We start from the raw sequence: 18,832 nt of genomic DNA, 5'->3' as shown, positions 1-18,832 counted from the left end.
ATTGCCTTTAGAAGAATAATAGCTGGATAAGCAGAACAGTCTTCATCGAACAGCAAATGTACTGTTTTTTAGGATTACAGGGAAGAATTGCCAAACTAAATATGGATTTCGGTAACAGGTTCGGCGTTTCCAGTCGAATAGCCAGCTCAAAAAAACAGATCAGGAGTTCACTGGTTCTTTAAAAAAAGGCCAGCAGCATGGAACAGGTAAGAATTATCTCAGGAGACTCTCCTGAGAACGTCAGGGAACAGATTAGGCGGGATTTTACTGAAAATCCTGAAGTGTTCGATTACAGCGCTGTTATAGAACAAGATGGGCGTTCTATAACGCTTGATGTTGACATCGACCTGGGGGGAGGCTTTGAAGGGGGATATGCACTTACCCGCTTCACTTCGGGTTTGAAAAGTTTTGATGACCTCCATTTTTCAATTCATCATCAGGGCTTACTGGATGGGATCGGAAAGCTTTTCGGAATCCAGGATGTGGATCTGGGTTACCCGGAATTCGACCGTAAAATCGTAATAAAAACCAATCATCCGGATCGCTTGAAAGAGATTTTCTCTGATACGCAGGTACGGGGAACGATACGGTCACTTCCTGAGTTCACGTTTCACATTGGCCATCATCATTCGGCGAATACGCATGTAGAATCAGCTTTTCTAGAGCTTAGAATAGATGAGGCTATTACTGAGCCGGATAGACTGTATGAAATCTACAAAGCATTTAGTGTTGTTTTAGACAAGTTAGAGTTTGAGGCAGGTTCTATCATGAAACATTTGTAAATTCCGCTTTAATACTATTATTCTTTTTATGGTAAACAAACAGGCTTTTATAGAAGCAATCCATGCAGGTTACACTTTTAAAGGTGAGAGCCTGAAAATAGGTCGTGCCGTATTAAATGGCGAAATTGTTGAAGGAGCGGATGTTTTTTTGCCGTTAAAGACGCTAAACCGCCACGGACTGATTGCCGGTGCAACAGGTACCGGGAAGACCAAAACATTGCAGGTTTTAGCCGAAGGATTAAGTGATGCCAGTGTACCCGTGTTAATGCTTGATATCAAGGGCGACTTAAGCGGAATAGCAATGCCCGGCTCCAGCAATCCTAAAATTGAAGAAAGAGCCCGGCTTTTAGGAGTTACCTGGCAGCCAGGTCAGTTTCCGGTAGAATTGCTGACCATAAGTGAAGAAGAGGGAGTAAGGCTTAGAGCCACGGTAACCGAGTTTGGTCCGGTGCTGCTTAGTAAAATACTCGGATTGAATGATACACAGGGCGGCGTGCTTGCTATGATCTTTAAATATTGTGATGATAATAAACTGCCTTTGCTCGATCTTAAGGATTTTATCAAAGTGCTTCAGTTCGCGGCAGAAGACGGGAAAGAAGAGCTGGAACGGTCATACGGCAGAATCTCTACTACCACTACGGGTACCATTCTGCGAAAAGTTATTGAACTGCAGCAGCAGGGCGCCGACTTGTTCTTCGGCGAAAAAAGCTTTGAAGTAGAAGATTTGATGCGTATAGACGGCGAGGGAAGAGGGTTGATCAATGTACTTCGGGTAAGTGATTTACAAGACCGGCCTAAGTTGTTTTCTACCTTTATGCTTCAGCTTTTAGCCGAATTATATGCGAGCAGCCCCGAAGAGGGCGACCTTGACAAACCTAAGCTGGTAATGTTTGTTGATGAGGCGCATCTCATCTTTCAGGAAGCCAGCGAGGCGCTCTTGCAACAAATTGAAACGGTTATTAAACTTATCCGGTCGAAGGGGATTGGGATATTTTTCATCACTCAGAATCCTATGGACGTTCCGGCGAGTGTTCTGGGTCAGTTGGGTATGAAAATCCAGCATGCGCTGAGAGCGTTTACAGCAGTAGACCGTAAAGTGATCAAACAGACAGCAGAAAATTATCCTGACACTGAATTTTACCAGACCGATGAACTCATTACACAACTTGGGATAGGTGAGGCTCTTGTTACGCTGCTTAATGAAAAGGGAATACCTACCCCTTTAGCCCATGTAATGCTTGCCGCGCCGCGAAGCCGGATGGATATTCTGACCCAACCCGAAGTTGAATCAATTGTAGATAAGAGTAAGCTTGCAGCAAAATATAATCTGCAAACCGACTCCGAAAGCGCTTATGAAATATTGAATGCCAAACTCGAAGAAGCCGCAGTAAAATCTGCAGAAATAAAAGAAGAAACTAAAGTTTCAAAAGAAAAGGAAGGGAGTTTTTTTGACAATCCTATTGTAAGAAGTGCCGGTAGAACGGCCGCAACCATCATTACCAGGAGTTTACTTGGGGCATTAGGTTTGGGTGGCCGGAGTCGAAAAAAGTCGATTTGGTAAAAGATTTTTTATGAAATATTAAGCGTATCGAATATTTGAGATAAAAAAATGGGGAAAAATTTCTCAGTCTGAGTATTTTTTTCCAATTTTACATATCGTCCGCAATCAAGCCTTTCAAGGCCTGGTTATGAATAGCATACTGATGAGTGAAAAAGCTGGTTTAAACTTGTTAACCATGAAAGTAGCTTTTATTTTTTTCTTTTGCCTGGCAGTGCTCGCCGATGTTTACGGGGTCTTTAGCGGAAATCTGAGTAACGCTACCTATTCTGCTGCAGAGGCATCTCTGGATCAGTCTCTCGCCTATATTGTGGTTACCGCAAGTATCTTAGGGATTATTAAACTTAAGAAGAATCCGCAATAGCGGCTTTTATTCGAGCTTTCCCGCCGCCCAGAGAATTCCTTTAGAAAGCATATTCAGAAACACCGGATCTGCGAACGTGGCATCAGAATGTCCATAAGTGGTACCAAAAACTTTCGCTTTGCCGTATCTGTTGGTCCAGATAACAGGATGTGTTTTTCCATCGCGTTCGCTGATAGATGTAGCCAGTACCCGGGTATTCGGCCAGGTTTTTTCGATGATGTAGAGCTCGTCTTTCGGAGTGATCCAGTTGTTAGGGATATCTTTTACTATCGGGTGCTTTGCGTCAACCTTCGTTACAGGGTAATTACTCTGATGGTCGTGGCGGCGACTCGTTACGCCTAAAAACTCACGCCAGTTGTCGATTTCTGCAGTTCTGTAGCTGTGCATTGCACAATGGATCACTACCGCAGGAACCCCTGCATGGTGTACTTGTGTTATTTTTTTTATGTATTCAGGCGATTTGGTGTCAGCAAAACATTCGTTATGAACTACCACATCGTAACCTTCTGCCCATTCAGGATTATCGTAAAGGCTAATCATGGCCTGAGTGCCGCTTCCGCCTTCGTTTACAACGGTCCATTCTGCGGTTGTTAATTTCGCCAAACCGTCTTGCAAGGCTTGAGATTGTAGAGGATAATTATGGCAGCAGCCACCTGTAATCAACAATACCCGTAATGGTTTCCGGAGTTTTGATTGCTGAGTTGTAACATTGCAATTTGCCAGTACCAGGCATAAAATCAATCCTGCTAAAAGTCTCATATGGTCTAGTTTTAGGTTAATGCCCTAAATTAAATAATAATTTGAATCTGATGTATGATTTATATTTATCTGAAACCAGAAAGGCCGGATCAGTGTCCGGCCTTTCTGGTTCTAATTATCGAATATTAATTCATAACAGGAAGATAAGAGTACTTTTTTCCGAATTCCATCATTTGTTGGTAAAACGAAGACGGGTATGTAACTTTTATATCGGTAATTTCATTTCCATTCATAACGGGTATCAGCTTCGGCTGAATAAAACCTTTGTATGGTTTTACGTTTAGCTTAGCGTAACGAGCTAGTACTTCTTTTAATAGCTCCTGGTCAACTTTTACGCCGTAGTTTTCTACCAGACTCTTTCCGGCTTCAAAATCGCCCTCCGATTTAATACGCTGAATCTCGCGCAGCAATTGCCCGAAAAGAATACGCAGTTTATTGTAGTCGTTAATCCTGGTGTAGGTTTTGCCGTTTTGCTTAACAAATTCGATGACGTTATCAGTCTTGCCTTTTTCATATACCCAAAGCGCATTCAACTGACGGTTGCGCATGTGCGCTTCTTCAAGGTTATTCCCGGGTTTTAATCTGGTAAGCTGGGTTATTAAACCGTTCATGATGTAGCTGTCGTACTCAGCTTTTCCCACTTCAAGCGATGGCATTACACCGATTTCGATCAGTTTTGGGTCCATGATGTAATAAAGAGCTACTAAATCTGCACGTGCTTCTTCGAGGGTTGATGCGTAATTTTTTAGTGTTTTATCAGTAGTAGCCACACCCGGATTAATCTGACCCGATGCATGTCCGATACATTCGTGCATGTCTGTATGAAGGTCAGACGCCAGAGTTCCATACTGGCGAATGCGGGCCTTAACAGCTGGATCGAACGCAAATTCATCCAGCACTCCGCTATTTGCACTGCTTACATTATAAGCATGAACAATGTTACTTAGTGAAACTGATTTTGAACCGTGGTCGCGGCGAATCCAATCTGCATTTGGAAGGTTTATCCCTATGGGAGTGGCCGGGGCGGCATCTCCTGATTCCATGATGACTGTGATCGCCTTTGCTGTGATTCCCTTCACAGTTTTCTTTTTATGTTCGGGCATTAAAGGTGAGTTGTCTTCAAACCACTGCGCCTGATCGGCAATAGCCTTGATCCGTTTAGTAGCTTCCATATCTTTAAGTGAGACGACACTCTCAAAGCTTCCCTTTTTTCCGATGGCGTCTTTATATACTTCGATGAATCCGTTTACAACATCCAGGCGTGATGCAGTATCATTAACCCAGGCGATGCTGTATTCGTCGAAATCCCTTAAATCACCCGAACGGTAATATTTCACAAGTTTTTGCAGCGCATCTTTTTGTTTTGCGTTTTCTGCTACCGGAACAGCTTTTTCCAGCCAATAGACAATCCGTTCGATTGCCGGACTGTACATTCCACCAACCTTCCAGGTTTTTTCAACAACCTTCCCGTTTTGTTTAAGCACTTTGGTGTTTAAACCCCAAGATGGAGCGTTACCCTCTGTGTTAAACTTGGCATAGTAGTCTTCCACTTCTTTTTGAGTCACTCCCTCGTAAAAGTTGTTGGAAGAGGCTACCACATTGTCGATGTTGGGAGAAGTATCTGTCATCTTTGGCTGAAACTTCGGGTCAAAAATGATCGGTCTGATCCGGGTAAGAAAGGCGGTAATGGATTCTGATTTGTTCACCGGAAATCCTTTAAGATTCGAGTTCAGCACCAGCCTTGTAAAATAAGCGTAAGAATGCTCGGGGATAAACTTTTCGTTCCCGTAATGATGGTGATTACCGTTGCTGAACCAAAAACGTCCGGCATAGGTCAAGAATTTCTGCCAGTCGGCAGATTTACGGTCTCCTTTATAGGTGCTGTAGATATTTTCGATCGTTTTACGGATCAGTAAATTATACTTTCCGCTTTGATCATATATAATATCTCTCCCCGAAAGGGCAGCTTCGGAAAGATAATACGCCAGTTTTTTCTGCTGAAGCGTTAATTCATCAAATCCGGGCACCTGATAGCGTAGTATTTGCAGGTCGGCAAATGATTCTGCCGTTACTTTAAAATTCTTTTCTGCAGGTGTGGTTTGTGCAGTGACAGTTAACTGGCCAGTACTCAGGCATCCTATGCCGAGGGCCGTAGCTAAAACATATCTATATCTCATATCTAAATTATACAAACGCAATAAGGTAATCAAAAATTACAAAATCAGAAAACCCCGAAATTCATTATTTTGCTTTGCAAAGCAACACAAGCCCTTGTAATTTGTTGTTGAGCAGAATCATGAAACTTCCCGAATCTTTTTATCAAAACGACGATGTAATATCTCTTTCTCAGAAGCTTTTAGGAAAACATCTGTTTACCCGGATTGACGGAGAGCTTAGCGGAGGGATTATTGTTGAAACTGAAGCATATCGCGGACCGGAAGATGTCGGATCGCACGCATACAACCATCGCCGCACCAGTCGCAATGATATTATGTATTCAAAAGGCGGCGTGGTATATATGTATATCTGCTATGGGATACACGACATGCTCAATATTGTAACGGGCCAGGAAGGCGAATCTCATGCCATACTGATCAGAGCGATAGAACCTACTGATGGTGTGGATGTTATGAGAAAACGCAGAGGTTTTGATAACGACGATAAGCGTTTATGTAAAGGTCCGGGTGCGCTGGCAAAAGCTCTTGGATTAAGGAAAATCCACAACGGAACCTCTTTGCAGGGTGATATGATATGGATTGAAGACCACGGATATGAATTGACCAAAGAAGATGTAATAGCCTGTCCCAGGATTGGATTAAATATAGAAGAACCGTATAAGAGTATGCCCTGGCGGTTTTATATTGCGGGCAATAAGTTTATCAGCAGGCCTTAGTGGGCGAATGTCCGGTGCATCGTAATACAACAAAAACCATAAGGGGGTGATAAGTGTTCATCAAAGAAAAATATCATCATGGAAAATACCCACCGCTCAGGACTGGATAAACTAAGAAGCTTTATTGATAATGGCGATATTGCTGTTTTATGCACGCTTAAAGCAGATCATATACATTGCCGGCCGATGGCTACTTCAGATCTGGATGAGCAGGGAAACCTATGGTTCTTTACCAATGAATACTCGTCAAAGGTTGAAGAAGTTGAGCAGAATGATAATATTACACTTTGTTATACCGATCACGACAATAGTAAATACATCTCCATCAACGGAACCGCTTCTATTGTAAACGATCGTTCGAAGATGGAAGAACTTTTTAATTCATCGGTGAAGATGTTTTTTCCCGAAGGATTAAAAGATCCCAAATTAGCGTTACTGAAAGTGCAGCCCCATCATGCGGAATATTGGGACAGCCACTCTAGTTCTATGGTCCATTTCATGGGAATTCTTGGTTCAGCTTTAACCAACGAACGTTCACTTGGGGGCGAGCATGGTGAGATAGATCTATAAATTTTCTTCAGTCAGACAGCGGCAATATCTTCCTTATAATCTTTCGATAATATCCGCTTATGCATTTGCTATCCCGGATGAGTGTCGAAAGGTTTTATACTTTTGCAGGATAAATACTATAACATGAAATTTGGAACCAAAGCAATTCATGCAGGTCAGGAGCCAGATCCAACTACCGGTGCGGTGATGACCCCCATATATCAAACCTCTACTTACTGGCAGAAATCTCCCGGAGAGCACAAAGGCTTTGAGTATTCGCGTGGTACCAATCCCACCAGGAAAGCGCTGGAAGATTGTTTAGCTGCTCTTGAAAACGCCAGATATGGCCTGGCATTTTCAAGCGGTATGGGCGCTACTGATGCCGTGATGAAACTGCTGCAGCCCGGTGATGAAGTGATTACAGGCAGCGATTTATATGGCGGCTCTTTCAGGATGTTTAGTAAGATATTTTCTAATTACGGGATAAAATTTCACTACATCAATTTCGCGAACGCGGGCGATATCACTCCCTTAATTAACGATAAAACCAAGCTCATTTGGATTGAAACGCCTACGAACCCGACTATGCAAATAGTGGATATTGAGGCGGTTGCTGCTATTGCTAAAGCTCATAATGTACTGCTTGCTGTAGATAATACCTTTGCTTCTCCCTATCTTCAAAATCCGATAGACCTGGGAGCGGATATTGTAATGCACTCGGCTACCAAATATTTGGGCGGACACTCGGATGTGGTGATGGGAGCTCTGATGTTAAGTGATGAAGCGCTTTATAAAAGGCTCTGGTTTATTTATAACGCCTGTGGTGCAACTCCCGGTCCGATGGATAGTTTCCTGGTGTTAAGAGGGATTAAAACCCTGCATTTACGAATGAAGGCCCATTGCGAAAATGGGAGGGAGATAGCGCGCTTTTTAAAGACATTACCGGCCGTCGATAAGATTCACTGGCCCGGCTTCGAGGATCACCCGAACCATGCCATAGCCAAAAGACAAATGCGCGATTTTGGCGGAATGATTTCCTTTACATTAAAAGGCGCCGATCTGAAGCGAACGTTCGAAGTGGCCTCCAGGTTTAAGGTGTTTACCCTGGCCGAGTCGTTAGGCGGAGTGGAGTCGCTGGTGAACCATCCAGTAAGCATGACACATGCCTCTATCCCCAAAGAAGCAAGAGATGCAGTTGGAGTGACAGATAATTTACTCAGATTAAGCGTGGGAGTAGAAGATATTGAAGATTTACTGGAGGATTTGAAACAGGCGCTTTCTTAATATTTGGACTTGCCTGTATGATAGAAAACCTTAAGGCTTTTTTAGACGCAAAAGTCGAGCAGTATAATTGTCCCGACTTTATATCCAGAGATCCCATTGTAATTCCTCACCAGTTTAAACTTAAACAGGACATAGAAATTATGGGTTTCTTTGCCGCGATTTTAGCATGGGGGCAGCGAAAAACCATCATCAATAAATGTAATGAATTGTCTGATAGGATGGATAATCAGCCTTTTGAGTTTATAAAAGACCACAAAGAGACTGATCTAAAAGCGTTGCTGGGATTTAAACACCGCACTTTTAACGATACCGACCTTCTTTATTTCGTCCACTTCTTTCAACATCATTATCTTAATTATAATTCGCTCGAAGATGCTTTTATTCCTTCGCCAAAGAGCAGCATTTACCGGGAAGAATACCTGGAAGAATCCGCGCATACGGGAGACTCCGAGCTTTCTTCCCCGGTTTGTTACGCCGGAGAATTGAACTCCCGGACTCAGGAATTGGATACAGAAATCAGTCTGAATTATTTTAGAACGTACTTCTTTAGTCTGCCCGATTTTCCGCCCCGTACCATTAAACATGTAAGCTCACCCGCTCAGAAATCCACCTGTAAACGCTTAAACATGTTTCTTCGATGGATGGTACGCAAAGACAACAAGGGGGTGGATTTTGGTATCTGGAATAAAATCAAACCTTCTAAACTGATTTGCCCCTGCGATGTGCATGTAGACCGGGTAGCCCGAAAGCTAAATCTTATAACACGCAGGCAGACAGACTGGCTGACTGCTGTGGAACTCACCCGCCACCTCAGTGAACTTGATCCTTCAGACCCTGTAAAATATGATTTTGCACTTTTCGGCCTGGGTATAGAAGAGCAATTCTAAACGGGCCTCACTAAACAATTATTGATAAGTGGTGTTAACTTATAAATTAGAAATTGTATGAAAAACACACTTATATTCCTCTTAGTATTTAAAATTTCTTTTGGGGCATTAGCACAAAGCGATTCCACGCAACTAGCTGTAAGCGATCCGGTTAGGGCAGCTGGGAACGAATCGCCTTATACTACCCGCTTTGCTGTTGATGCTCCGATCATTGCGGGCGCACTCGGTCTTACTTTTTTAGGATTTAAAGGGATCCAAAATAAAGATCCGCTTACCCTGGAGAAAGCTAATGCTTTGACGAAAGAGGATGTTAACGGTTTTGACCGCTTTAGCGCAGGCTGGTTCTCCAATAAAGCAGATGATAATAGTTACCTTCCATTTTATGCTTCCTTCGCTTATCCAGTTATAGGTTTGCTAAACAAAAGAACCAGTAAAAAGGCAGGGCAGGTGATGGGTCTATACCTCGAAACAATGGCCATCACAGGTGCATTATTTACCTTATCAGCAGGTTATATCGACAGACCGAGGCCTTTGGTATACGGCCGGGAGGCTACCGGTGGTGCTGCCGATGGTAAACGCATGAGCAAGAACTCACAGCGTTCCTTCTACGCCGGACATACAGCGGCAACGGCAGCAGCGAGTTTCTTCGCCGCAAAAGTGTTCGCCGACTTTAATCCTGATTCAAAGCTAAAGCCCTACATCTGGGGAGCCGCAGCTCTAACAGCCGGTAGTGTTGGTTACATGCGTTTAAAAGCCGGTCAACATTTCTTAAGCGATAATATTCTTGGATTCGGTATTGGTATGGCAACCGGGATTTTAGTGCCTCACTTCCATAAAAAGAAGAACGCGGTAGACGGCCTAAGCGTTCAGCCTTTAATGGGTAATGGTTTTAGCGGTATGGCGATGACGTATCGATTGAAATAAGAATTACGAAATATTTAAACGAAGGAAGGAGGCAGATGCCTCCTTCCTTTTTTTGCTCTATTATTGAAGTCTATTAAAGTTGTAATGATGGGAAGAGCTTAAGTTTTCATGATTTCCTTTCGTCCGCTCTCCGCCGCGGAGGCACCCTGCTTTTATTCAAGGAGTTTATTGTTTTTTTTATCGGTTTTCATGAGCTCTCCGCCAGCTGGCGGATCGGTTTTCTTGATAAAAAAGTTGGCAAAAAATCAAGCCATCCCGAAGGTGCCTTTTGGGCGCAGGGCCCGCGCACATTTCACCAGCAGCGCTCAGGCTGCGTCTGCTTTCCCTGGCGCACTCGCTTTAGCCTAAGAAACCAGCCCATGCCTTTTCCTGCCTACAAGTCCTGCTGCTGGCGAAATTTTCCGGCACTTACGGGACGGCAGGTCTTCGTAGTTTGAGTTTGGTAAAGTTGAGAGGTTGCTGGATGCTTATATGTTTGGCGCTTAATATGAACAGTTGCACGGAAATCGCAGACCCATAAGAAAGTAACAGTTCAATCCTTCTTAAGTAGCCGAAGTGCGAGCGTGGGGATGAAAAGAAATGCGGCTGAGCTTATTTCTTTTCATGATTTTTTGGTACTTTTTTATCAAGAAAAAAGGACTAGGCCACCGCCCGGCTATGAGGGCGAACGCAGAAAATCTTAACGAGACCTTTAATCAAGGCTCACACTTCGCGAATCGGACAAAACCTCTTTTACGGCGAAGGAACGTGAATAATCTCAAGTGACTCCAGTAAATTGCAATTCCCTGCCAGAACGCATCTCGTTATCACCTCTCTACAATCTCCAAAATATTCCCAGGCTCTTTCTTCCCACCCTCATTAGAAATAAAAAGCTGCCCCTCGGGGCTGAAACTAATTCCTTCGGGCTGCGCGAATTCTTTATCCTTCAGCTTTTTTAGGTTCTTTATCACACCATCGCTGCCCATTATTAATAACTTGGGTTTGGCGCCCTCCATGATATACAGGTCGCCGGTTTTAGGGTGCACTGCAATAGCAGCGGGTTGCATTACATCAGTCGGTTTCTTTGCTTTAATGTCCTCAAAAACACTGTTCTTCAGGTCTATTTTATACACTGGCTGATCGGAAAATACTTTATTGTTCAGGCTAAAGCTGTAAATCCCCTTGTAATCGTCAGATTCCGATTCACTACCTTTTATGGCAATCAGCAAGCGGTTGTTTTTGCTGTCGAAGCACAAACCTTCGGTGTCGTGTTTCCTGTTTAGAGTAGTTCTGTGTTCAATGGTTTTTGGAGAGGAGCCGTTGTAATTCTTAATCTCGAAGATCCGGCCGTCAGCACGCAAGATGTAGGCGTCTTTTCCCGCAATTGCCAGTCCCTCATAATCGCCGGGCCCGGCAAAAGGGATTTCTTTTTCGATCTTATTTTCGTGTGTATTATAAATGAAAATCTTGCCTGCTTCATCCTGGATGCAGGCGAAACGCTCTTTTTCAAGATACGTTAATGCAGATATCTCTTTAAGTTGAGCTGGGACATCCCATTTGTGTAAAACATTCAGTTCCACGTCTTCATTTCCGGCTTTAAGCTCATGGCGGTCTGACTTTGAATTCGCCACAAGTTTCGGAACCTCAACAACATCAGTGCGGATAGTAAATGCAATAACAATTGAAAGTACTATAAATGCAGAAATTAATAATGCAGTTCGCATAGTTTTAGATTTAAAATTGTGATCAATTTATTTGATTAATCTTCGCAGTATCCCTCGCTCACAGTCCAATTATATTCCTTATCGGCTTAAAAATCATGCCACCAGAATCCGTTTCGCGAGATTTTTGAAATTTTATTTGGATGGCCACAGCCGACCCCCAGAAAATCGGTTCTCGAATTCCTGTGCAATAAATCCTACCTTTGTGCCCTGTGATAAATAACACCAACCCCGACACCATTGTAGCTCTTGCCACCCCCTCCGGAATCGGCGCAATCGCTGTTATCCGGCTTTCGGGCCCCCATGCTATTGGGATAACTAACCGCGTATTCAAAAGCAGGGATCTCGAGAAGCAAGCTTCGCATACTATTCATTTTGGTACTATCCGTGAAGGGGAGACGATTTTGGATGAAGTGCTCGTGTCGCTGTTTATTGCACCACATTCTTACACCAGAGAAAATGTGGTTGAGATCTCCACCCACGGATCTCCTTATATTATTGAGAGCATCATAAAGCTGATGATAAAAGAGGGTGCCAGAGCTGCTAAACCGGGCGAATTTACCTTGAGAGCGTTCTTAAACGGAGGACTTGATCTTTCTCAGGCAGAGGCTGTGGCCGATTTAATTGCGTCCAACTCTTCCGCTTCTCATCAGGTAGCTATGCAGCAAATGCGCGGTGGATTTTCCAGCGAATTAAAAGCCTTGCGGGAACAACTTATCAACTTTGCCTCGCTTATTGAGCTCGAACTCGATTTCTCGGAAGAGGATGTTGAGTTCGCAAACCGCGATCAATTAAAACAACTCATTCTTCAGATCACCAGAGTATTAACCCGGCTTATCCGTTCCTTCGAGCAAGGTAACGTTATGAAGAACGGTGTCCCAGTCGTCATTGCCGGAAAGCCAAACGTTGGAAAATCAACCCTCCTGAACGCACTCCTTAACGAAGAGCGCGCCATAGTATCCGACATTGCCGGAACCACCCGGGATACTATTGAAGACGAGATGACCATCGGCGGGATTCTCTTTCGCTTTATAGATACCGCCGGACTACGAAAAACGGAAGATATTATTGAGGCTAAAGGTGTGGAACGCACGCACGAAAAGATGCGACAGGCCAAGCTCATCATCTACCTGGTGGATCCATTGCAAAGTACCGACACAATCAAACAGCAGACGGAAGAAGTCGGCCAGTTACATATTCCTCATGTAACCGTAGTAAATAAAAGTGATCTGTTAAGCCCGCAACAGCAGCAGGAGTTAGCGACATTAAACCCAAGCTTTATCTCGGCCAAAAACAAGGAAGGCATCGATGAACTTAAGGACGAGATCTTACGAAAAGTGAACCTGCACAAAATCAGTACAGACGATGTTTTGGTAAGTAATGTGCGACATGTTGAGGCTTTACAAAAAACCCGGGACGCATTGGAACGGGTACTTTATGGTATCGATAACCCGGTAACATCCGACTTTCTATCGATGGACATCAAACAGGCCCTGCATTATCTTGGCGAGATAACCGGGACGGTGACCACCGATGATCTTTTAGAAAACATCTTCTCCAAATTCTGTATCGGAAAGTAACTATGAGCAATAACGATATCATGAAGAAACTGCGCGTAGCGCTTAAATTTACCGACGACGATATTATCAAAGTGCTTGCCCTCGTCGACTTCCGCATTACCAAAACCGAGCTCGGCGCCATATTCCGCAAAGAAGAGCATCCTAATTATAAGCCCTGCGGCGATCAGATTCTGAGGAATTTTCTAAACGGGTTGATTATTTATAAAAGAGGGGTGAAAGAGTAGGGGTTTCGTTCCGGATTTGGAAAGGCAAAGTTTGTCTTCGTGGATACTGTAGTCCCGTTTTACGCTTATACGGCACGAGGCATTAGGCTCCGGGGCCGGTATCCGCTTCAACCGGGTTTAGACACCCGCGTTCGATCGGTAAGCTTCAGCATTCTCTCCAATTCGTGTCGAAACATACGAGTAATTTCGTGAGGATACCAACACCGCATAATTGTTCCCCGAAATGAGGGATTTTTATAGACGTGAGAAAATTCCTATACTTATCTATGTTTAAAAGAGCTTTTTTGTGGGTTATTTCTACCTTTTTTTGTTTGACCGGTTACGGGCAGGACCTACGTACTATTGACTTAGTGGGGCGCTGGAGATGCTCGGAACCTAACTTTAAATCAGACCTTGTTTTTATCAACGAAAATCAGGCGTATTGGGCTTCTATGAACGGTTTAATAACCAATCGTTTGCAGTATAGCCTGTTATCAAAGAAAGGTAGAAGCAGTATTCGGTATACATTCGATCTACACAGCGAGAAAAAGCGCTACAGAAAAGCAGGTATTCAGCTGTTGAATGATAGCACTCTCTTGTATAAGAGTGAATCGGATATACCCCGCAATGCAGATACAACTAAAAAAAGACTACTCGTATTTAAAAAAATAAGTTATCGGGCTTCGGATTTTCATAAGCCCTCTTATGGTGATCTGATAGGGGACTGGAAACATTACTTTAAAGGAGGTATGCAGGAGGGCGGTCTTACGTTTAAAGACAGTGTCAGTGCAGTTTTAACCAATTCGATGAAAACTGAAAACTTTAGCTACAAAGTTGATTTTTCAAGGCAGCCGATAACAGTAGATTTTTATAACTCCGAGACTACACTACCCGCTTTTATTGGTTTTATGGATGACGTGAATATGCGCCTTGAACTGTTTCCAAATCAGGATAGAGGGGATAGGTTCAAAGTTTTCGGACGAAATTTCTGGATGAAGAAAGTTAGTGCTGGGAGCCGTTAAGAAGGGCACAACCCGAACAGTTAGGCGCAGGGCGAGACGGAAAGTGAGAGTCTGCGTGTGAGATATATCCGCAGTACAAAGCCCTGTTAGCAGTTGAAATACAGGTCTTAAGAATCAGAAACCATCTCACCCCCGTTTTCTTTCCGTAAAAACCACTCCTTCAGCTCCACCAACCTGTCATACGCAGGGGTTTTCACTCCATGTGTTCTGATTTGAATTAACTGAGTTTCTATAAACTTCGGAACGTCTACAATCTTGATAGCCGGATGTGTGCTTATTTCGGCCGGTAGTTCTCTGCTCTTAAAAAAGTCTTCTAATTCTTGAATGGACATATTGCAAAGGTAAAATAAAAGCACTGTATTACCTCTGCTTACCTGGAGTCGGCAGCGATGGAGTAGAAAAAGCATTGCTTTACCAGCCCAATGCATGCCCACTTAATACAGATTTAGTTTATCCCAAAATAAATCCATTATTTTGGAGCCATGAAACGCATATTATTCTCACTGATATTAATTTGCCCCATCTCTTTTCTCTTTTAGGAAAAACAAGGAGGTTCCCACCATCAAAATCAAAGTTAAGGCACCTTTAAAAATAACCTTCCATCTATATAAAACCAATTATTGAAATGACACCTAAATTTCTAAGCAAGTTATCTTTCGCGGTGGTACTTCTGTCACTATCTCATCTTTCAATGGCTCAGAGAGCGGCCAGGTATGATGCGGTTTATTCGGGAATACCCTGGTATGATGATAAAGGAAATGTAGTTAGCGCCCATGGTGCAAATATTATCAGGGATAATGGCAGATATTACCTTTTTGGAGAAGCGCATACAGATACGAGTAATGCGTTCGTAGGCTTCAATTGTTATTCGTCTGCAGATCTTTATAACTGGAAATTTGAAAGTATTGCATTGCCGGTTCAGCCATCCGGAAAATTAGGCCCTGATAGGGTAGGAGAGCGCCCCAAAGTGATGAAATGCCCGCAAACCGGCGAATATGTAATGTATATGCATGTAGATACACTTGGTTATGTAGACCAATTTGTTGGTTATGCAACTTCGAAGTCCGTAACCGGCCCTTACACGTTTAAAGGACCCTTGCTGTTTAATGGTAAGTCTATCCGGAAATGGGACATGGGTGCCTTTCAGGATACGGATGGTTCTGGATATGTGTTGATACATGGCGGCGATATTTACAAACTCAGTGATGACTATAAAAGTGCCAGTGAGCTCGTAAATAAACACATGACTTCCGGATTCGAATCGCCTGCGATGTTTAAGAAAGACGGCGTCTATTATTTTCTGGGTTCAAACCTCACCAGTTGGGAAAAAAATGATAACAATTATTATACAGCCACATCGCTGAAAGGCCCCTGGACAGCCCGTGGGTTCTTCGCACCCGAAGGCACGCTTACCTGGAACTCGCAAACCTCTTTTGTATTGCCTATCGAGGGATCAAAAGACACAACTTATATGTTTATGGGCGACCGTTGGTCGTATCCAAAACAAGCGTCTGCCGCAACTTACGTGTGGCAACCCTTCGCCATTTCCGGCTTATCGCTTTCAATTCAAAACTACCAGGTGTCCTGGAATATTAATACTTCAACGGGAGAGGCATCTGGAAGACCAATCAGGGGAAAAGCTATAGAAAATACGGATAAAAAATTCATCCGGTATAGTGGAGAATGGCAGCATTCTGCCGGGCGCGATAGCTTATCACTTAGTAGTTCGGATAGTAAGGATGCATCCTTTTCGGTAAAATTCAAAGGCACCCGAATTGGTTTATACTGTTTTTCGGGATTGAAAAATGGATATGCCCGAATTATTCTCCGTGATAAAAAAGGGAGTGTTTTATTTACTTCGATTGTCGACACTTACTCTAAATATCCGGTGTCAGGACTCAAATTTCTTAGTCCGGTTTTACCGAAGGGGAAATATACGATGACGGTGTCTGTAATGCGAGAACGGCCCAATTGGTCCGACAAAAGAAAAAACAACTACGGTAGTACGGGATATACAGTAGCCCTGGATAAGGTCGTCATAGAAAAATAGCTTCCGGCGGTTTAATCCTATCCCTGAACAGCAATCTATTTAACCTCAAGCTCGAAGGTGGGTACTACAGAATCCAGTTGCTTCCAGTTAGCCATTATGGTAATCCCTGTTTCATCCTGCCTGAATTTGATCTTCGGACCTTTCAATATCCTGCAAGAGAGAATATTCTGATCGGTGGGCGGCAACTTTAGTTCAGCGGTTCCATCCGGCATGTTAACTAAGTGGATATAGATTTTATTTCCTTTATGGGTAGCGCCATATACTCCGTCAAGGGGTTGAAAAGGGCCGGGCCGTGTGCCATAAATACTTTCTCCATTTTTGTTCAGCCAGGCGCCTATTTCTCTTAAGCGCTCCACATGCGTCTCTGGTATCACTCCATCCTGGTCAGGACCAACATTTAATAAAATATTCCCTCCTCGGTCTACCGTATTAACCAGCATCGTAATTGCCTCCTTAAGGGACATTAATTTCTGCGTTTTGTTATATCCCCAGCTTGTTCTGTTCAGGTTTAAACATTTTTCCCAGGGAATCGGAATAATGGGGCCTTTTACTTCCGCATCTCCCTCGGCGGTCTGGAAGTCGCCGTACATACCCGACCGCGGATTGATCACCACATCAGGATTGTAGCTTCGTACCATTTTATTGAGTTTCAGAGGTTCCCAAAACCAAGCTGCAGCAGCGTCTCCGTCTTTATGAGCCAGCCATGCACCATCGTACCATAATATGTCTATTTTTCCATAGTTCTTCATTAATTCCTCCACTTGCCCATAGCACTGCTTTTTCATCAGGCCGGCATTGTCCGGAAGCCCCCTGGGATCAAAATATCCAGGAAAGCGCCAGTCCATCGGCGAATAGTAGATACCTACCTTTAAACCGGCTTTTCGGCAAGCCGCAGTGTATTCGGCTACGAAATCCTTACGAGCTGCAGTCTCCATACTATTGAAATCGTTCCAGCTAGCCGGACTATCCCACAGAGCGAACCCGTCGTGGTGCCGGGCAACCATCACCATGTACTTCATCCCGGCATCTTTGGCAATGGAGGCCCATCGTTTCCCGCTGAAGGACCTGGGTTTGAATTCGTCAGCAAGTTTGGCATATTCTTCGGCAGGGATCTTCTGATTAAACATTGTCCATTCTCCCGTCGCCGGAATTGTATATAATCCCCAGTGAATAAACATCCCGAACTTTTGATCGAGCCACCATTCCATTTTTTCTGGCGGAAGGTTCGAGCCCGGGCCTGTTAGGCCTTTTCCTGCCCCTTTTAGGCCCGGATAGCTGGCCTTTTCCATAGATTTTTTTTCATCGGCACCCATTTCCTGGCTTCTGCCGGTTAAGGCCAGGCAAACAAAAATAAAGAGGAGAAAGGTGGTTCGTAAGATCAGTTTTTGAAGACTCATTGGTTATCTGGTTATGGTACAGCCTCTCCCGGTAAGTGGATAAGCTCATTCGCACTCTAAAATAATGAAGTTTTTGGTTGCTTTATCAATGGCAACCGGCTAAAAAGACACCCCGGCTCAAGTTTTATACTCTGCCGGGAATGATTTTAGAATAAATATACCGGAAAAACAGATCAATGAGTAGCGCAGCTATGGCATAAGCCAGAGAGATAGGACGCCTGATGGATCAACCTGCGTTAGCTGGTTACACGAAGATATCAATGTAAACCACTTCGTCGGAGAGGGGCATTATTCCATGCTTTTGCAAAGAGTTAAAGTATAGGCTGTCTCCTGCTTTCAATATATACTCTGTCTCAGCTACCTGCATCTTCATCGATCCTTCTACAACAAAAACAAATTCCTCCCCTTCATGCGAGAGTTGATGGGGCACCACCTCGTTCTTTCGCGCAACGAACAAAAATGGCTGCATTTTCTTTTCGTGAAAAGCTGATGCATACGGAAAGATGGAATAGCCTTTTTCTGTGGGCACCATTTTTTCTTCAGCCTCTTTCCTCGTGGTTACGATGGCTTTGGTCCAGGCATTTTGCTCAAATATGTTGGAGAGGCTGGTGCCCAGGGCCTGCGCAATTTTTACAAGTGTGGCAACAGAAGGGATTGTTTTATTATTCTCGATCTTAGATATCATGCTTTTAGAAAGGCCGCAGCTATCGGCCACTTCCTGCATGGTCCTCTTTTGATTAATCCTTAAAATTTTTATTCTGTCGCCAACTTTCGACGGGTCTTCCAATCCTTCGCCCGTGTTTTGTATTTGAGTTTTTTCCAAGTTTAATTTAAATTATTACAGATTTTCAAGAAACTAGCTGAAGGATTGAATGCCCGC

Annotated in this window: 18 protein-coding genes; 12 read left to right on the top strand and 6 right to left on the bottom strand. The window is 43.6% G+C overall.

The annotated features are described in order from the left end of the window. Positions 1 to 197 precede the first annotated feature (197 nt). From J3P43_RS11565 to J3P43_RS11555, 3 genes are all read left to right on the top strand, one after another. Positions 198 to 782 carry a hypothetical protein gene (locus tag J3P43_RS11565; RefSeq protein ID WP_255902497.1) on the top strand — a complete coding sequence of 195 codons (585 nt, stop codon included), beginning with the start codon at positions 198 to 200 and terminating at the stop codon, positions 780 to 782. A gap of 28 nt (positions 783 to 810) precedes the next feature. Continuing rightward, positions 811 to 2,343: a helicase HerA-like domain-containing protein gene (locus J3P43_RS11560; RefSeq protein ID WP_255902495.1), complete on the top strand. Its 1,533-nt coding sequence runs from the start codon at positions 811 to 813 to the stop codon at positions 2,341 to 2,343. A gap of 127 nt (positions 2,344 to 2,470) precedes the next feature. Then, positions 2,471 to 2,704: a hypothetical protein gene (locus tag J3P43_RS11555; RefSeq protein WP_255902493.1), complete on the top strand. Its 234-nt coding sequence runs from the start codon at positions 2,471 to 2,473 to the stop codon at positions 2,702 to 2,704. Positions 2,705 to 2,710: 6 nt separating this feature from the next. Here J3P43_RS11555 and J3P43_RS11550 read toward each other — a convergent pair whose 3' ends face one another. Then, positions 2,711 to 3,463, bottom strand: a complete 753-nt coding sequence (locus tag J3P43_RS11550) for a ThuA domain-containing protein (RefSeq protein ID WP_255902491.1) — start codon at positions 3,461 to 3,463, stop codon at positions 2,711 to 2,713. A gap of 125 nt (positions 3,464 to 3,588) precedes the next feature. Beyond that, complete coding sequence (locus J3P43_RS11545) at positions 3,589 to 5,640, bottom strand: dipeptidyl-peptidase 3 family protein (protein WP_255902489.1); 2,052 nt, start codon at positions 5,638 to 5,640, stop codon at positions 3,589 to 3,591. Positions 5,641 to 5,759: 119 nt separating this feature from the next. Here J3P43_RS11545 and J3P43_RS11540 point away from each other — a divergent pair, with 119 nt between their 5' ends. From J3P43_RS11540 to J3P43_RS11520, 5 genes are all read left to right on the top strand, one after another. Further along, positions 5,760 to 6,356: a DNA-3-methyladenine glycosylase gene (locus tag J3P43_RS11540; RefSeq protein WP_255902487.1), complete on the top strand. Its 597-nt coding sequence runs from the start codon at positions 5,760 to 5,762 to the stop codon at positions 6,354 to 6,356. A 78-nt stretch (positions 6,357 to 6,434) separates the two neighbouring features. Further along, a complete protein-coding gene (locus J3P43_RS11535; RefSeq protein ID WP_255902485.1) occupies positions 6,435 to 6,926 on the top strand; it encodes a pyridoxamine 5'-phosphate oxidase family protein in 492 nt (163 codons plus the stop codon). Between the two features lie 102 nt (positions 6,927 to 7,028). Then, positions 7,029 to 8,189: a cystathionine gamma-synthase gene (locus J3P43_RS11530; RefSeq protein ID WP_255904027.1), complete on the top strand. Its 1,161-nt coding sequence runs from the start codon at positions 7,029 to 7,031 to the stop codon at positions 8,187 to 8,189. 17 nt (positions 8,190 to 8,206) lie between these two features. Further along, a complete protein-coding gene (locus J3P43_RS11525) occupies positions 8,207 to 9,076 on the top strand; it encodes a TIGR02757 family protein (RefSeq protein WP_255902483.1) in 870 nt (289 codons plus the stop codon). Positions 9,077 to 9,133: 57 nt separating this feature from the next. Continuing rightward, positions 9,134 to 10,000 (top strand): phosphatase PAP2 family protein, encoded by an 867-nt coding sequence (locus J3P43_RS11520; protein WP_255902481.1) that lies wholly within the window; start codon positions 9,134 to 9,136, stop codon positions 9,998 to 10,000. Between the two features lie 806 nt (positions 10,001 to 10,806). Here the strand turns inward: J3P43_RS11520 and J3P43_RS11515 are convergent. Beyond that, positions 10,807 to 11,703 (bottom strand): SdiA-regulated domain-containing protein, encoded by an 897-nt coding sequence (locus tag J3P43_RS11515; protein WP_255902479.1) that lies wholly within the window; start codon positions 11,701 to 11,703, stop codon positions 10,807 to 10,809. A gap of 209 nt (positions 11,704 to 11,912) precedes the next feature. Between J3P43_RS11515 and mnmE the strand changes: the two genes are divergently transcribed. The 3 genes from mnmE to J3P43_RS11500 all read left to right on the top strand — a co-directional run bounded on the left by mnmE (position 11,913) and on the right by J3P43_RS11500 (position 14,505). Next, positions 11,913 to 13,280 carry a tRNA uridine-5-carboxymethylaminomethyl(34) synthesis GTPase MnmE gene (gene mnmE, locus J3P43_RS11510; RefSeq protein ID WP_379125777.1) on the top strand — a complete coding sequence of 456 codons (1,368 nt, stop codon included), beginning with the start codon at positions 11,913 to 11,915 and terminating at the stop codon, positions 13,278 to 13,280. Positions 13,281 to 13,282: 2 nt separating this feature from the next. After that, on the top strand, positions 13,283 to 13,504 hold the full coding sequence (locus J3P43_RS11505) for a DUF1456 family protein (RefSeq protein ID WP_255902477.1): 222 nt from the start codon (positions 13,283 to 13,285) through the stop codon (positions 13,502 to 13,504). Between the two features lie 431 nt (positions 13,505 to 13,935). Further along, positions 13,936 to 14,505, top strand: a complete 570-nt coding sequence (locus tag J3P43_RS11500) for a hypothetical protein (RefSeq protein ID WP_255902475.1) — start codon at positions 13,936 to 13,938, stop codon at positions 14,503 to 14,505. A gap of 107 nt (positions 14,506 to 14,612) precedes the next feature. Here the strand turns inward: J3P43_RS11500 and J3P43_RS11495 are convergent, their stop codons facing one another. After that, positions 14,613 to 14,837, bottom strand: a complete 225-nt coding sequence (locus J3P43_RS11495; RefSeq protein ID WP_255902473.1) for a DUF6965 family protein — start codon at positions 14,835 to 14,837, stop codon at positions 14,613 to 14,615. Between the two features lie 293 nt (positions 14,838 to 15,130). On the opposite strand from J3P43_RS11495, the gene J3P43_RS11490 reads away from it, so the two are divergent. Then, the gene (locus J3P43_RS11490; protein ID WP_255902471.1) at positions 15,131 to 16,555 is read left to right on the top strand and encodes a family 43 glycosylhydrolase; all 1,425 of its coding nucleotides are present in this window, start codon (positions 15,131 to 15,133) and stop codon (positions 16,553 to 16,555) included. A gap of 35 nt (positions 16,556 to 16,590) precedes the next feature. On the opposite strand, the gene J3P43_RS11485 is transcribed toward J3P43_RS11490, so the two are convergent. Beyond that, positions 16,591 to 17,952 carry an alpha-L-fucosidase gene (locus tag J3P43_RS11485; protein WP_255902470.1) on the bottom strand — a complete coding sequence of 454 codons (1,362 nt, stop codon included), beginning with the start codon at positions 17,950 to 17,952 and terminating at the stop codon, positions 16,591 to 16,593. A gap of 244 nt (positions 17,953 to 18,196) precedes the next feature. After that, positions 18,197 to 18,775, bottom strand: a complete 579-nt coding sequence (locus J3P43_RS11480; RefSeq protein WP_255902468.1) for a helix-turn-helix domain-containing protein — start codon at positions 18,773 to 18,775, stop codon at positions 18,197 to 18,199. Positions 18,776 to 18,832: the final 57 nt, after the last annotated feature.

Origin of the sequence: Paradesertivirga mongoliensis (genome assembly GCF_024436395.1) — a bacterium.
GTDB lineage: Bacteria > Bacteroidota > Bacteroidia > Sphingobacteriales > Sphingobacteriaceae > Paradesertivirga > Paradesertivirga mongoliensis.
Note: the sequence above shows the minus strand (reverse complement) of the source record. Positions and strands in the feature narration are given on the sequence as shown.

What these genes read in the sequence shown, in the direction of transcription:
- J3P43_RS11565 (WP_255902497.1), top strand. Translation starts at nt 198, where the DNA reads ATGGAACAGGTAAGAATTATCTCAGGAGACTCTCCTGAGAACGTCAGG.
- J3P43_RS11560 (WP_255902495.1), top strand. Translation starts at nt 811, where the DNA reads ATGGTAAACAAACAGGCTTTTATAGAAGCAATCCATGCAGGTTACACT.
- J3P43_RS11555 (WP_255902493.1), top strand. Translation starts at nt 2,471, where the DNA reads ATGAATAGCATACTGATGAGTGAAAAAGCTGGTTTAAACTTGTTAACC.
- J3P43_RS11550 (WP_255902491.1), bottom strand. Translation starts at nt 3,463, where the DNA reads ATGAGACTTTTAGCAGGATTGATTTTATGCCTGGTACTGGCAAATTGC.
- J3P43_RS11545 (WP_255902489.1), bottom strand. Translation starts at nt 5,640, where the DNA reads ATGAGATATAGATATGTTTTAGCTACGGCCCTCGGCATAGGATGCCTG.
- J3P43_RS11540 (WP_255902487.1), top strand. Translation starts at nt 5,760, where the DNA reads ATGAAACTTCCCGAATCTTTTTATCAAAACGACGATGTAATATCTCTT.
- J3P43_RS11535 (WP_255902485.1), top strand. Translation starts at nt 6,435, where the DNA reads ATGGAAAATACCCACCGCTCAGGACTGGATAAACTAAGAAGCTTTATT.
- J3P43_RS11525 (WP_255902483.1), top strand. Translation starts at nt 8,207, where the DNA reads ATGATAGAAAACCTTAAGGCTTTTTTAGACGCAAAAGTCGAGCAGTAT.
- J3P43_RS11520 (WP_255902481.1), top strand. Translation starts at nt 9,134, where the DNA reads ATGAAAAACACACTTATATTCCTCTTAGTATTTAAAATTTCTTTTGGG.
- J3P43_RS11515 (WP_255902479.1), bottom strand. Translation starts at nt 11,703, where the DNA reads ATGCGAACTGCATTATTAATTTCTGCATTTATAGTACTTTCAATTGTT.
- J3P43_RS11505 (WP_255902477.1), top strand. Translation starts at nt 13,283, where the DNA reads ATGAGCAATAACGATATCATGAAGAAACTGCGCGTAGCGCTTAAATTT.
- J3P43_RS11500 (WP_255902475.1), top strand. Translation starts at nt 13,936, where the DNA reads ATGAACGGTTTAATAACCAATCGTTTGCAGTATAGCCTGTTATCAAAG.
- J3P43_RS11495 (WP_255902473.1), bottom strand. Translation starts at nt 14,837, where the DNA reads ATGTCCATTCAAGAATTAGAAGACTTTTTTAAGAGCAGAGAACTACCG.
- J3P43_RS11490 (WP_255902471.1), top strand. Translation starts at nt 15,131, where the DNA reads ATGACACCTAAATTTCTAAGCAAGTTATCTTTCGCGGTGGTACTTCTG.
- J3P43_RS11485 (WP_255902470.1), bottom strand. Translation starts at nt 17,952, where the DNA reads ATGAGTCTTCAAAAACTGATCTTACGAACCACCTTTCTCCTCTTTATT.